11 protein-coding genes are annotated in these 13922 nt (G+C 62.1%); 4 read left to right on the top strand and 7 right to left on the bottom strand.

Features of this window, described 5'->3' with window-relative positions:
* Positions 1-1497: retention module-containing protein (locus BLR94_RS22295; protein WP_139207491.1), on the bottom strand; the 1497-nt coding region annotated here is incomplete at its 3' end.
* Between the two features lie 314 nt (positions 1498-1811).
* Between BLR94_RS22295 and BLR94_RS22300 the strand changes: the two genes are divergently transcribed.
* Genes BLR94_RS22300 through BLR94_RS22310 form a run of 3 tightly spaced genes read left to right on the top strand, consistent with a single transcriptional unit; the run spans position 1812 to position 6710 of the window.
* A complete protein-coding gene (locus BLR94_RS22300; protein WP_084308110.1) occupies positions 1812-3158 on the top strand; it encodes a TolC family outer membrane protein in 1347 nt (448 codons plus the stop codon).
* 32 nt (positions 3159-3190) lie between these two features.
* Entirely contained in the window at positions 3191-5347 is a 2157-nt protein-coding gene (locus BLR94_RS22305; RefSeq protein WP_084308111.1) for a type I secretion system permease/ATPase, read from the top strand.
* Between the two features lie 19 nt (positions 5348-5366).
* The gene (locus BLR94_RS22310; RefSeq protein ID WP_090423759.1) at positions 5367-6710 is read left to right on the top strand and encodes an HlyD family type I secretion periplasmic adaptor subunit; all 1344 of its coding nucleotides are present in this window, start codon (positions 5367-5369) and stop codon (positions 6708-6710) included.
* Positions 6711-6717: 7 nt separating this feature from the next.
* Here the strand turns inward: BLR94_RS22310 and BLR94_RS22315 are convergent, their stop codons facing one another.
* Both BLR94_RS22315 and BLR94_RS22320 read right to left on the bottom strand, forming a co-directional pair.
* Positions 6718-7821 (bottom strand): enoyl-CoA hydratase/isomerase family protein, encoded by a 1104-nt coding sequence (locus BLR94_RS22315; RefSeq protein WP_084308113.1) that lies wholly within the window; start codon positions 7819-7821, stop codon positions 6718-6720.
* Positions 7822-7851: 30 nt separating this feature from the next.
* Positions 7852-8670 (bottom strand): enoyl-CoA hydratase, encoded by an 819-nt coding sequence (locus BLR94_RS22320; protein WP_084308114.1) that lies wholly within the window; start codon positions 8668-8670, stop codon positions 7852-7854.
* 186 nt (positions 8671-8856) lie between these two features.
* Between BLR94_RS22320 and ung the strand changes: the two genes are divergently transcribed.
* Positions 8857-9555, top strand: coding sequence for a uracil-DNA glycosylase (ung, locus tag BLR94_RS22325; RefSeq protein WP_084308115.1), 699 nt, complete (start codon positions 8857-8859; stop codon positions 9553-9555).
* Here ung and BLR94_RS22330 read toward each other — a convergent pair whose 3' ends face one another.
* From BLR94_RS22330 to BLR94_RS22345, 4 genes are all read right to left on the bottom strand, one after another.
* Positions 9556-10410 carry a DUF6279 family lipoprotein gene (locus BLR94_RS22330; RefSeq protein ID WP_084308116.1) on the bottom strand — a complete coding sequence of 285 codons (855 nt, stop codon included), beginning with the start codon at positions 10408-10410 and terminating at the stop codon, positions 9556-9558.
* Positions 10411-10830: 420 nt separating this feature from the next.
* Entirely contained in the window at positions 10831-12345 is a 1515-nt protein-coding gene (locus BLR94_RS22335) for a tripartite tricarboxylate transporter permease (protein ID WP_084308117.1), read from the bottom strand.
* A 3-nt stretch (positions 12346-12348) separates the two neighbouring features.
* The gene (locus BLR94_RS22340) at positions 12349-12807 is read right to left on the bottom strand and encodes a tripartite tricarboxylate transporter TctB family protein (RefSeq protein WP_084308118.1); all 459 of its coding nucleotides are present in this window, start codon (positions 12805-12807) and stop codon (positions 12349-12351) included.
* Positions 12808-12897: 90 nt separating this feature from the next.
* Positions 12898-13881 carry a Bug family tripartite tricarboxylate transporter substrate binding protein gene (locus tag BLR94_RS22345; RefSeq protein WP_084308119.1) on the bottom strand — a complete coding sequence of 328 codons (984 nt, stop codon included), beginning with the start codon at positions 13879-13881 and terminating at the stop codon, positions 12898-12900.
* Positions 13882-13922: the final 41 nt, after the last annotated feature.

Here is a 13922-nt window from a genome sequence, read left to right on the forward strand (position 1 = left end):
GGTCAGGGTCACGGTACTGCCCACCGGCGCATCGGTGGTACCGGTGAGGGTTGGAGTGGTGTCGTTACTGACGGCCGGCGCCTCGACGGTGATGGCCGGAGGCGTGGTATCGATGGCCCCGGAGACGGTGGCCGAGCCGGTGTTGCCAGCGGGATCGGTGACCTGGGCGTCGACGGTGTACGGGCCTTCAGCCAAGGCTTGGGAAACGTCTGCGGTGAAGGTGCCACCCGCCAGAACCGGCGTGGTCACGGTGATGACGGTGGCGCCTTGGGTGACCGTCAGGGTCACGGTGCTGCCCACTGGCGCATCGGTGGTGCCGGTAATGGTCGGTGTCGTGTCGTTACTGACGGCCGGTGCATCGACGGTGATGGCCGGGGCATTGGTGTCGATGGTACCGCTGTCGGTGGCTGTGCCTGTATTGCCGGCCGGGTCATTGACTTGGGCCTCGACGGTATAAGGCCCCTCAACCAATGCCTGAGGTACATCGGCGGCGTAGGTACCCCCTGCCGATACCGACGTGGTCACGGTAATCACCGTGTTGCCCTGACTAATGGTCAGCGTGACGGTGCTGCCCGCTGGCGCATCGGTGGTGCCCGATACGGACGGTGTGGTGTCACTGGTGACCGCAGGTGCATTGATGGTGATGACTGGCGCCGTGGTGTCCACCGTGTAAGGCCGCTGCGCGCTGGCGGTGCCGGTATTGCCAGTCGCATCGACGCTGCTGATCGTGGCGGTGATGCTGCTGGAATCACGCAGATCGCCGCTGCCGACGGAAACGCTGAAACCGAGGGTGCCGTTGCCTAAGTCAACGACGGAGCCTGTGTAAAGGTTGCCGCCCAGGTTCAGGGTGATCGAATCGCCCACTTTTGCTTCGCCGCCCACGGTACCGGTGATGGTCACCGTGGCTGCGCTGAGCTCTGCAGCGTTGAGCAGGTCATTACCACTGATCGGATCGATGCTGATACTGACGGCCGGTACCGTGTCGCTCGAATCGTCTGTCACTGCAGCCGTACGCGCGAATACCGCGGGGTCTTCATCCCGGGTAAGCGTGGTGTTCGCGGTGCCCGGCCCAGAGGTTTCAAAACCGATGGTAGGATCGGCGCGCTGAGCGGTTTCAGCCAGCATGACGGCGCTGTGACTGCCCCCAGCTCCTCCATCACCGCCGCCCGAATCTGGGCCTGCCGCGGTGGGATCTAGATCGGTGGTGGGGTCGAATCCGGCGGCGAGCGCTTGCTCGAGGTCGCTACCTGCTTCCTGGCCTGGCCTATCGGGGGCGACCGGCGTATCGGAGTTAACCGCTTGCCAGGTGCTGCTCGCGTCCACCTTGACGACTTCACCACCCGACAGCTCCAGGGTTGCTGAGCCACCTGCCGCCGTGGTGACCTGTTCGCCTGCGAAGACGCGGTCGCCCTCGAAGACCTGGCGTCTGAAGCCATCAACCGATATGACGAATACCTGGCCAATCAACGATTTTACGACAGCGGCGAAATTACTCATGAAAACAGCTCCCTGTGCGCCCGCGCGCGCGGTAATCCTGTGAAATGCGTCTATACCGGTTATAGCGGATAATGCGAAAAACGGATCGTCATATAGTTGGCGAAAATATAAGGCGGAATCTTTCTCGCCAAACTATTGACCCTTCGGGTCGGATCATAAACAATCGTATACCGTGATGTCACTTTGATATTTTAGGCTTTTGGGCGTGCCTCTCATCACTGTAGGCCAAGCCGCACTGATAGGCTGTCGGCTGGTTATGCAACGACTGGATATACACTGACGAAAGGTCGGTTTTTATAGGGAATTCACAGATCATGCGTTTCATTGCCATTCTTCCTCTTGCCCTAGCGGCGTCCGTCCCTGTTCAGGCTCAAACCCTTACCGAGGCCATGCAGAATGCGCTCGATGTGCATCCTGAAATACAGTCCGGCATTCATGCCCGGCTGGCCGTCGAGGAGGAAATGAAGGCTGCTAAGGCCGGTTACCTGCCGCGTGTCGAACTGCAGGCCGGATATGGCCGTGAAGGCACTGACAACGTCAGCACGCGGACGACCAATGACCGCGGTTACCGAACGCTCAACCGTTCCGAGTCCAGCCTGACCGTGCAGCAGATGTTGTTCGACGGCTTTGCCACTCGAGGTGAAGTGTCTCGCCAGCGGGCGACCGTCAATGCCCGAGCCTACGCATTGCTGGCCAATTCCGAGCGCACTGCGCTGGAAGTCGCCCAAGTCTATCTTGAGGTGCTTCAACGCCAGGATTTGTTGCGTCTGGCAGAAGAAAACCTGCGCAGTCATGAGCGAATCTACGACCAGATTTCGCTGCGCAGCGAGCGTGGGGTAGGGCGAATGGCCGACCTGGATCAGGCGGAAGCCCGTCTCGCACAGGCACGCAACAATCTGCTCACCGAGCAGACCAATCTGGCCGATGCTCAGATCAGTTACCTGAGTGTCGTGGGACGGGAAGCCAACGACTTGAGCATGCCCGACAGCATGGGCGTGCATCTGCCTGAAAGCCTGACCGCTGCGCGCGACGAGCTGATGGCCAACAACCCCAATATCAGCTCCGCCGAAGCCGACGTGAGGGCTACCGAGGCCCAGTACCAGACAGCCAGATCCGCGTACTACCCGCGTTTCGATGCGGAACTGTCGACTGGTGCCAACAACAACATCGATGGGGTCGACGGGCAGAGCAACGAATGGCAGGCAATGGTGCGCATGCGCTACAACCTGTACGCCGGGGGCAGCGACAGTGCCAACGTGCGTTCCAAGGCCTACCTGAGCAGTCAGGCGATGGATGTCCGCAATAACGCCTTGCGGGTTCTCAACGAGGAAGTCGGGCTCGCCTGGAACGCTTTGCAAAATGCCCGTACGCAATTTCCGATCGCCCAGAAGTACGTCGATCACAGCTCGCGCGTGCGCGATTCCTACCAGAAGCAGTTCGGCCTCGGCGAGCGCACCCTGCTCGATCTGCTGGACAGCGAAAACGAGTATTTCACCGCCGCCCGTCGCCTCGAGGAAGTGCGTTTCACCGAGTTGTTCACCCACTACCGTATCAAGGCAACCACCGGTACGTTGCTCAAGAGCCAGGGTATCGCGGCACCGGGCGCGTCGGTACCGCTGGATGTCATCAAGGCTAATGTGCAACTGCCCAAGTTGAACTAGAGTCAGGTTTTTCAGGTAAGGGTAATTGTGCAGTGGCAGTCGAAACGGATCCATCCCAGCCGCGTAACGATCCTCGGGATCGCTACGACGATCCCTTGCTGGATAGCCTGCTGTCGCTGTGCAGTCTTCATCAGAAATCCGTCAGCAGGGCCATGCTCACCGCTGGTCTGCCACTCCCCAAACAACGCTTGAGTGCTGAACTGTTGCCCCGTGCCGCAGCGCGTGCAGGGCTGCAGGGGCGCTGGCTACGTCGCAGTCTGCAGAAAATCCCCGAACTGGCGCTGCCCGCCCTGCTGTTGTTGCGCGACGGGCGCAGTGCATTGCTGCTGGGATGGGAGGCTGATGGGCAGGCGCGGATCATGCCCAGCGAGACGGAAGGCGGAGAGGTTAGAGTCAGTGTCGAGACCCTGTCGGGAGATTACAGCGGACGTGTGTTCTTCGCCCAGCCCCAGCACAAATTCGATTTTACCCGCGGCGAACTGATTCCCCGGGCCGGCTCCTGGTTCCGTGACACCCTCAAGCGCTCGCGGTGGCTATACATCGATGCGGTCGCCGCCAGCCTGCTGATCAACCTGATCGGCCTGGTCACTCCACTGTTCGTGATGAACGTCTACGACCGCGTCGTGCCCAACCAGGCCGAGGCGACCTTGTGGGTGCTGGCCATCGGTATCTGCGGTGTATTCTTCTTCGATCTGCTGCTCAAGACCCTGCGCGGGCTGTGCCTGGATCTGGCCGGCAAGAAAACCGACATGATCATCTCGGCCACCCTGTTCGAGCGCATCGTCGGCATGGCGATGAAACACCGCCCGGCGCGGGTGGGCAGCTTCGCGCAGAACATTCACGAATTTCAGAACCTGCGCGATTTTCTCGCTTCGTTGACACTGGCCAGCGTCATCGACTTGCCGTTCACCATCCTGATTCTCGCCGTCATCGCTTACCTCGGCGGGCATCTGGTGTGGATTCCCGTTCTCGCGTTTCCATTGGTGGCGATGATCGGCTGGGCGCTGCAAAAGCCTCTGGCGCAGACCATGGAACGCAGTATGGCGCTGGCCGCCGAGCGCCAGTCCGGGCTGATCGAAAGCCTCGCCGGCCTCGATGCGGTGAAGGTCAACAACGCCGAAAGCGAACGCCAGTATCTGTGGGAGCAGACCATCGGTACCCTTGGCCGGTTCGAGCTGAAGGCGCGCATGCTGTCGAGCCTGGCGATGAACTCGACGTTGCTGCTGCAGCAATTGGCGGGTGTGGTGATCATCGTGCTCGGCGTGTACCAGATCATTGCCGGCAACCTCAGTATGGGCGGTCTGATAGCCTGTTACATGCTCAGCTCGCGGGCCCTCGGACCGTTGGCGCAGGTTTCCGGTCTGCTGATCCGTTACCAGCAGGCCCGCGTGACCCTGGAGTCTGTCGATCACATGATGGAACTGCCTCAGGAACGACAGGCGGATGAACGGCCGCTCAAGCGCCAGACGCTGCAGGGTGGGATCGAATTCCGCCAGCTGGATTTCCACTATCCCGACCAGCAACAGGCGGCGCTGCAGAACATCAACCTGATGGTTCGTCCTGGCGAAAAGGTCGGCATCATCGGGCGTAGCGGTTCGGGCAAGAGCTCCCTGGCCAGGCTGATCGTGGGGCTCTATCAGGCCGATGCCGGCAGTTTGCTGGTCGACGGCATCGACGTGCGTCAACTGGATGTCAGCGATGTGCGCTACAACATCGGCTACGTCCCGCAGGATATCCAGCTATTCGCCGGCACCTTGCGCGACAACCTGGTTTCCGGGGCCCGTTACGTCGAAGACGAGCTGGTGCTACAGGCGTCCGAACTCGCCGGTGTCCACGAGTTCGCGAGGTTGCACCCGAACGGCTACGAGTTGCAGGTGGGCGAGCGCGGTCAGAACCTTTCCGGTGGCCAGCGCCAGAACGTCGCGCTGGCTCGTGCGCTGTTGCTCGATCCGCCGATCCTGCTCCTTGACGAGCCCACCAGTGCCATGGACAACACTGGCGAGGAGCGCCTCAAGCAACGTCTCGCCGCGATCAGCAAGAACAAGACCTTGCTGCTGGTAACGCACCGCGCTTCGATGCTTTCCCTGGTCGAGCGCCTGGTCATCGTCGACCGTGGTCGCATCATTGCCGATGGCCCTAAAGAGAGCGTCATGGAGGCGTTGAAGAAGGGGCAGATCAGTGTCAGTTAGGGACTCTCTACAGCGCTTCTTGCGCGGTGCTTCTTCGTATTTCGGCCCGCGTGACGAGGTCGGCGACGAACCGCTGCCCGAGGTTCGCAAGGCTCTCATAGAAGACGCGCCGCGGGTCATGCGGCTGACCCTCTGGGGGGTGATCGCCTTCGTATTGTTCTGCCTGTTGTGGGCCAACTTCGCCGAGGTCGACGAAGTCACCCGCGGCGACGGCAAGGCCATTCCGTCCTCGCGGGTGCAGAAGATCCAGAACCTCGAGGGCGGTATCGTTTCCGAGCTGTTCGTTCATGAGGGGCAGTTGGTCGAGGCCGGGACGCCGCTGCTGCGTCTCGATGACACGCGTTTCGCCTCCAACGTCGGAGAAACCGAGGCCGACCGCCTGTCGTTGGCGATGCGTGTCGAACGCCTCAGCGCCGAAGTGGAAGGACGCGAGCTGGCGATCCCCGCCGATATCGCTGCCAAAGCTCCCGGCCTGGCGCAGAGCGAGCGGCAGTTGTTCATGAGTCGCCAACAACAGTTGCGCGACGAGGTGGCAGGTTTGCAGGAGCAGTTGACCCAACGTCGCCAGGAAGTACGCGAATTCGTTTCCAAGCAGGGCCAGTTTCGCAATAGCCTGGAGCTGTTGCGCCAGGAAATTCGCATGTCCGAGCCATTGGTCGCCGATGGTGCGGTATCGCCGGTGGAAGTGTTGCGGCTCAAGCGTGCGGAGGTGGAAAGCCGTGGGCAGTTGGAGGCTACCGGCCTGGCGATTCCCCGTGCGGAGGCGGCGATCAAGGAGGTGGAGCGCAAGATCGATGAAACCCGTGGGCGTTTCCGCAGCGAAGCGCTGACTCAGTTGAACGAAGTGCGTACCGACCTGAGCAAGATCGAATCCACCGGCAAGGCGCTCGAGGACAGGGTCAACCGCACGCTGGTCACGTCGCCCGTGCGCGGCATCGTCAAGCAACTGCTGGTCAATACCATCGGCGGCGTGATCCAGCCGGGCAGTGACATGGTCGAGATCGTACCGATCGACGACACCCTGCTGGTCGAAGCGCGCATCCGCCCACAGGATATCGCTTTCCTGCATCCCGGCCAGGAAGCGGTGGTCAAGTTCACTGCCTATGACTACACCATTTACGGTGGCCTGAAGGCCAAGCTGGAGCAGATCGGTGCGGACACCGTGACCGACGAAGAAGGCAACAGCTTCTACCTGATCAAGCTGCGTACCGAAAAAAGCCACCTTGGCACTGAAGAACGTCCGCTGTTGATCATCCCCGGGATGGTGACCTCGGTGGATATCATCACCGGCAAGAAAAGCGTACTCAGCTACCTGCTCAAACCAATAATCCGCGCTCGCGCCGAAGCCTTACGCGAGCGCTGACGGCCTGCTAGCCGAGGTCGGCCAGCGGGTGCCCGTCGTCGCGCATGGCGAAATGCGACTCGACCACCTGCGCCGGTACGTCGTTCACGTCTGGCCAGTGCCAGCGCGGTGCGTGGTCCTTGTCGATCAGTCTGGCTCGCACGCCTTCGGCGAATTCCGGGTACAGGCAACACTTCAGGCTCATGCCGTATTCCATCTGAAATACCTGGGCCAGAGACAGGTGACGCCCTCGCTGGATCTGCTCCCACATCAGATGCCCCGTCAGCGGGCACCCGGCCAACATGGTTTTGGCGGCTTTTGCCAGCAGGGCATCGTCATCATGCTCCAGGGCTGCCAGTGCCTTCCAGCCAAGCGACAGGGTGGCTTGGTCGAGCAGGGTATCGATGCGCTCACGGCGCGGCAGCCACTGGGCTGCCGGCAGCTCGCCGCGTGCCTGTTGCTCCAGTGCCTTGAGCAGGCTGTGCAGCTGCAGGTGTGCCTGCCCACGCCAGTTCAGTTGAATCAACCCGTCGATCAACGCGTCCTGTTGGGTATCGAGCATGAAGCGGTCGGCCAGATTCAGGTCGAGGGCGTCGCGGGCGTTCATCGGGCTGGCGGTGAGGCCGAAGAACAGCCCGAACTTGCCGGGTAACCGGGACAGGAAATGGCTGGCACCTACGTCCGGGTACAGGCCAATGCTGATCTCGGGCATGGCCAGGCGGCTGCTCGGCGTGACGATGCGAATGCCGGCACCCTGCAGCAGTCCCATGCCGCCACCCAGGACGTGGCCGTGGGCCCAGCAGATCAGAGGTTTGCGGTACGTGTGCAGGTAATGGTCGAGGCGGTACTCATGGGCGAAGAAACGCTTCGCCAGTTCCGGCGTTTCGCCAGGACTGGCCAGGCAGCGCCTGGCCAGTTGCACCACGTCTCCCCCGGCACAGAAGGCCTTGCCGCCGTTGCCGCGCAGCAGTACGCAGGCGATGCGTGGGTCATCGGCCCAGGTCTGCAGGCGATCCTGCAGGGCGTCGATCATTGGCAGCGACAAGGCGTTGAGGCTGTCGGGAGCATCCAGGCTGGCGATGCCTATCTGGTAGCCATGCAGGCTGGCGTGTTCTTCAAAGGTGACATTCATATCCAGCTCCAGGGCCGTTGCAGGTAAACATCAGGTGTTGCGCCACTGCGCCGGGCGTTTTTCCAGGAAGGCGTTGACCCCCTCGCGGGTATCGGAGGCATCGAACAGGTCGACGAAGCGCTCTCGCTCTGCGGGTAACCAGGCATTGGGTGCTCGTTCGCGGGCGCCCTGGATAAGTGGCTTGATGGCGCGTACTGCCACCGGGCTCTGGCTGGCTACCTTGGACGCCAGCAGCAGGGCATGGCCGCGAGCTTCACCTTCGTCCACCACCTGTTCGACCAGGCCGATGCGCAGCGCGGTCTGTGCGTCGACCCGCTCGCCGCAGAGGATCATTCGCTTGGCCCAGCCTTCGCCCACCAGCCAGGGCAGGCTCTGGGTGCCACCGGCGCAGGGCAGCAGTCCAACGCTGGCTTCAGGCAGGGCCATAAGCGCCTGGCGTTCGGCGATGCGAACATCGCAGGCCAGGGCGCACTCCAGCCCGCCGCCCATGGCATATCCGTTGATGGCGGCAATCGATACACCGCGAAAGTCGCGCAGTCGTTCGAAGGCCTCGCCGAAACGGCTGGCCATTTCGCGAGCCCGTGCCTTGTCGCCATCGGCGAATAGTTTCAGGTCAGCACCGGCGGAAAAGAACGTGTTGCCCTGGCCAGTGATCACCAGCGCGTAGATATCGTCGTCACGGTCCAGGTGTTCGATCAGCAGCCTGAGTCCGATCAGCGATTCGCGATCCCAGGTGTTGGCAGGCGGGTTGTTGATGGTCAGCAGGGCCGTGTGGCCATGCTTTTCCACGGTGAGCTTGTGGGTCAGGTCGAATATGCCGGGTTTGTAGGGTTCGATTGCCGTACTCATGGGTCGTCCTCTGCAATGCCTGGTACTTACTGTAGCCTCAAAGGCTGCCCGCCGTTTCGCTACCGGGCGTCTACCGCATGCATCGCGTTGGGATGCCGGATACGGCGCCGGCGAGTGCCGCCTGCCTTGACTTGCTCCTTGCGCTTCTCTAGCGTGCCGTTTCCATTGGTTCACCGGGGAGCAGGCATGTCCGCCGCAGATAAGGTCAAGCTGGAAGCTGGCTGGAAACAGGCGCTTCACGAGGAGTTCGACAAGCCCTACATGCAGGCGCTGGGAGATTTCCTGCGTCAGGAAAAGGCTGCCGGCAAAGCGATCTATCCGCCTGGGCCGCTTATTTTCAATGCGCTCGATTCCACGCCCCTGGATCGAGTCAAGGTGGTGATCATTGGCCAGGATCCTTACCACGGGCCGGGGCAGGCCCATGGTCTGTGTTTCTCCGTACAGCCAGGCGTGGCGATACCGCCGTCGCTGGTGAACATTTATAAAGAGCTCAAACGCGATCTCAACCTCGACATGCCCAGTCACGGCTATCTGCAGTCCTGGGCCGAGCAGGGCGTGTTGTTGCTCAATACATCGCTGACCGTGGAGCGTGGCAATGCCGGTTCCCACGCTGCCAAGGGTTGGCAGCCATTCACTGACCGGATCATCTCGATGGTCAGCGAGCAGCGCCCGCACCTGGTCTTTCTGCTCTGGGGAGCCCATGCGCAGAGCAAGGAGCGTCTGATCGACACCGGCAAGCACCTGGTGTTGCGTTCGCCGCATCCGTCACCGCTGTCCGCGCACCGCGGCTTTATCGGCAACGGCCATTTCAGCCGCACCAACAAATTCCTCGAGCAGCACGGCCTGGCACCTGTCGACTGGCGATTGCCGCCTGTCCAGCAATGATCAACCGGTACAGATCTGGCTTGCCAGATCGCTCTGTATGGACGCGAAACGTTGGGCTGCACGCGTTCGTTGCCGCTCATCGGCGGCGGTCAGCAGGTCACTGAGCAAGGCAGCCAAGGCTTGGCGTGATTGCTCGTAGGCCAGCTTCGCCTGCTCATCGTGGGCGCCGCGACGGTTCTCCAGCACCTGGGTCATGCGTTCGGCGAAGCCCGCTTGGTCGCGTGCATCCAGCGCTGCACGAAACTCACTCTGCCAGCGTGCGCGATTCTCCAGCCATTGACGATTCTGCTCGCGGCGTTCGCTGGCCCATCGGCCAATCCTTGCGCGCTGCACGTCATTCAGTTTCCCGAACCAGGGGACGAGGCGTTTCTCCAGGCGCTCGGCACGCTCGCTGATCTGGGTGGCCAAGGGGGGCTCGAGAAACTTCTGATGATCGTCGAGGTTGTCTTTCTCCATACGCGCATAGAGGCGCTCGACCTGCCGGGGACGCAGGCCAGCGAGCAACGAAACCGCGGTTGAATGGGTCTCTTGCACGATGTTGTGATACGCCTGCTCGGCATCGATCATCTGCGCTTCGAGTTGCGCAGCCTCGGGGGCTGGCTCCTGCAGCAGCTCCCCGGTGCGTTGCAGCCAGTCCACGTAACGTGGCAGCTCGGTGCTGCAATGCCATTGGAGGTGCGCCTGCAGGCGTGGTTTGAACCAGGCTTTCTGTTGCGAATCGAGATCCAGGTACTGGTTTACCCGCCAGGGAATTACCCAGTCGAGATTGCGATAGGCCAGGCTCGTCTGGCTGCAGGCGCTCGCCAGCAGGCCGAGCGATAACAGCAGGGACAGGCCTTTCAGATAAGCAGACATGGATGAACGCCTCCTCACGAGCACTCCGGGGAATGAGAGTACGTCAGTGATGTGGACAGCGGGTGGTCTGACATATTTAGCTAAAAAAGGCCGGGATCGAGCTTAGGGGCCGTTCGCAACGCCTGTAGAGGGGATGGGCCACTCGTGTGTCGAGCACACCGCGGGCTCACGCGCTGAGCGCCGCGGATGGCGGCCATGGCATGGATTTACTGGCATGCTCGCCCTCGTTCGCGGCAACACCTCGCTCCGGGCGGGCTCCTGTGCGGCAGGTATCGAGACTATGGCCAGGCTTCCTCGCCGGAACGATGCTGCTTTCACAAGGAAAGCAGCATTTTCCTGGCTGAACAGCATCATCGGGTCAACCGGGTGCTGTGTGGGACCCGCTGCACGAGCGCCTCGGGTCGTCGCGAGCCTCGCCGCTCACGCATTGGCAGCTGCGGCCTGACGCTGACTGCGTTTACGCCAGCTGCGGTAGAAGGGCAGGGCGATCATCGCCACGATCAGTGTCCACACGCCCCAGGTGATCGGGCTGGCGAACAGAATGCCCAGCTCGCCATTGGAGATCGACAGCGCACGACGCAGGTTCTGCTCCATCAGGCCACCGAGGATGAAACCGAGCAGAATCGCCGAGAGCGGGAAGTCCATCTTGCGCAATATGTAGCCGGCGACGCCGATACCGATCATCAGGAACAGATCGAACGCAGTGGCGTGCACCGCGTAAACGCCGATCGAGGTGATGATGGCGATGGCCGGCACCAGGGCCCAGTACGGCACGGCGAGGATCTTGGTGAAGATCTTGATCATCGGCACGTTCATCACGATCAGCATGATGTTGGCGACGAACAGCGAGGCGATCAGGCCCCAGACGATATCCGGCTGGTCGCGGAACAGCAGCGGGCCAGGGGTGATGTTGTACAGCGTCAGGGCGCCGAGCATCACTGCGGTGGTGCCGGAGCCGGGTACGCCGAGGGTCAGCATCGGCACCATGGAGCCGCACGCCGAGGCGCTGTTGGCGGTTTCTGGTGCGGCCAGGCCGCGCAGGTCACCTTCGCCGAACTTGTTGTCTTTGGTGGCCAGGCGTTTTTCGCTCATGTAGGCAACGGCACTGGCCAGGGTCGCACCGGCGCCCGGCAGGATGCCCAGACCGAAGCCGACTGCGCCGCTGCGCAGGTTGGTGGCCAGTACCGACAGGCCTTCCTTGAGGTTGAACAGCATGCGGCCCTTGGCTTCGATGGCCTTCTGGCCATGGTGAGTGCGCTCGAGCAGGACGAGGATCTCGCTGACCGAGAACAGGCCGAGCACCAGCACCACGAACTGGATACCGTCGGCCAGGCCGAGGCTGCCGAACGTGAAGCGGTAGACGCCGCTGTTGGAGTCGATGCCGACACAGGACAGGAACAGGCCGATACAGGCAGCGATCGCGGTCTTCATCGGTTTGTTGCCGGCCATGCCGGCCAGGCAGACGATGGCGAACACCATCAATACGAAGTACTCGGCAGGGCCGAAGGCGACTGCCCAACTGGCCAGCAGCGGGGCGAAGATCACCACGCCACAGGTCGCCATCAGGCCACCGACGAACGAGCTCCAGGCCGAGATAGACAGGGCTACGCCCGCCTTGCCCTGGCGTGCCAGCGGGTAGCCGTCGAGGGTGGTCATCACCGCCGAGGCTTCACCCGGGATATTCAGCAGGATCGAAGAAATACGGCCACCGTATTCGCAGCCCAGGTATACGGCGGCGAGCAGGATCAGCGCGGTTTCCGGCGGCAGGCCGAGGGCGAAGGCAATGGGGATCAGCAGCGCCACCCCGTTGATCGGTCCGAGACCCGGCAACAGGCCGACGATGGTGCCGATCAGGGTGCCGCACAATGCGGTGAACAGGTTGTAGGGGCTCAGGGCGACGCCGAAGCCCTGACCCAGGTAGCTAAAGGTATCCACGGATCAGATCTCCAGGGAGGATAGGATGCCGAGAGGCAGGGGAACGTCGAGAATCTTGTCGAACAACAGGTACAGGCCGACCGCCAGCAGCACACCGGAAATCACGCTGGCGATCCAGGTGCCTTCGTACAAGCGGGCCATGGCGATGCCGAAGATCAGGCTGGCCGGCACGAAACCCAGGGGCTCGAACAGCGCGGCGTAGATGGTGAGGATCACCACGCAGCCGACCACCTTGCCGATCACGTGCTTGTCGAGAGGGGGCTCGTCGTTGTGCGACCTGCTGCTGGACGGCTTCTTGACCAGCAGATAGATGGCGCCCAGCCCCATGAGGATCAGCAGCAGCAGCGGGTAGGCGCGAGGGCCGACCGGCTCGTAGGAGAAGGGCGCATGATAGCCCCAGGCGACGATGCCCAGTCCGACACAGGCGAGCAGCAGCACCACGCCGAAAATGCGTTGTGACATGAGGAAGTCCTCGTTTTTTGACAATGGCAAAAGCACCCCCTGGGCAATGCCCAGAGGATGACAAAGGTCGTGGCTAATCGGTGGTGTGCGTTACTGCTGTATCAGGCCGAACTCCTGGGCCAGTTCCTTGTATTGGGCGACTTGCTTCTTCACGTAGCCGTCGAGTTCCTCACCCGTCATGGAGAACGGGTAGAGTTCGCGGTCTTCGCGCAGTTTGGCGAAGTCGTCGGAAGCCAGCAGTTGGTCGAAGGAATTCTTCCACCAGGCGTAGGCTTCGTCGCTGACCTTCGGGCCCAGGTAGAAACCACGGATTACCGGCCAGACCACATCAAAGCCTTGCTCTTTTGCCGTCGGGATGCCGGACACAGCGCTGCCCGGCAGGCGCTCTTCGGAGAACACCGCGAGGATGCGCATGTCGCCGCTCTCGATATGCGGAACGGAGTCGGAGATGTCGGTACTGGCCACCTGGATATGGCCGCCGAGCAAAGCGGTGGCCAGCTCGCCGCCGCCTTCCATCGCCACGTAGCGCAGCTCTCGCGGGTCGATACCGGCCGCGCGGGCGATCAGTGCGGTCTGCATCCAGTCCTGGCTGCCGACGGTGCCACCGGAGCCGATGACCACCTTGCCCGGGTTGTCCTTGAGCGCCTTGACCAGGTCATCCAGCGTCTTGTACGGGGAGTCCTTGCGTACCGCCAGGGCGCCGTAGCTGGTGCCGACGCCGGCCAGCCACTTCACGGCGTTTTCGTCGAAACGGCCGAACTTGCCCTGGGCCAGGTTGAGCAGCGATCCGCTGGAGAAGGCCGTGATGGTGCCGGCATCGGCAGGACGCTGGGCGACCACTGCGTTGTAGGCCACCGCACCCACGCCGCCTGGCATGTAGGTCACCCGCATCGGCGATTTCAGCAGTTTGCTTTGCACCAGAGCGCTTTGCGCCAGTTTGCAGGTCAGGTCGAAGCCACCGCCCGGCGCTGCCGGGGCGATGCACTCGGGGCGGCGCGGTTCATCGGCCAGCAAGGGGCTGGCGAAGGCCATGCAGGCTGCCGTCAGGGCTATACGGGTGAACGCGGTTTTCATGAAAGATCCCTCTGGATTTTTATTGTGAGTTAGCAGATCGG

The organism is Phytopseudomonas flavescens (genome assembly GCF_900100535.1).
Taxonomy (GTDB): domain Bacteria; phylum Pseudomonadota; class Gammaproteobacteria; order Pseudomonadales; family Pseudomonadaceae; genus Aquipseudomonas; species Aquipseudomonas flavescens.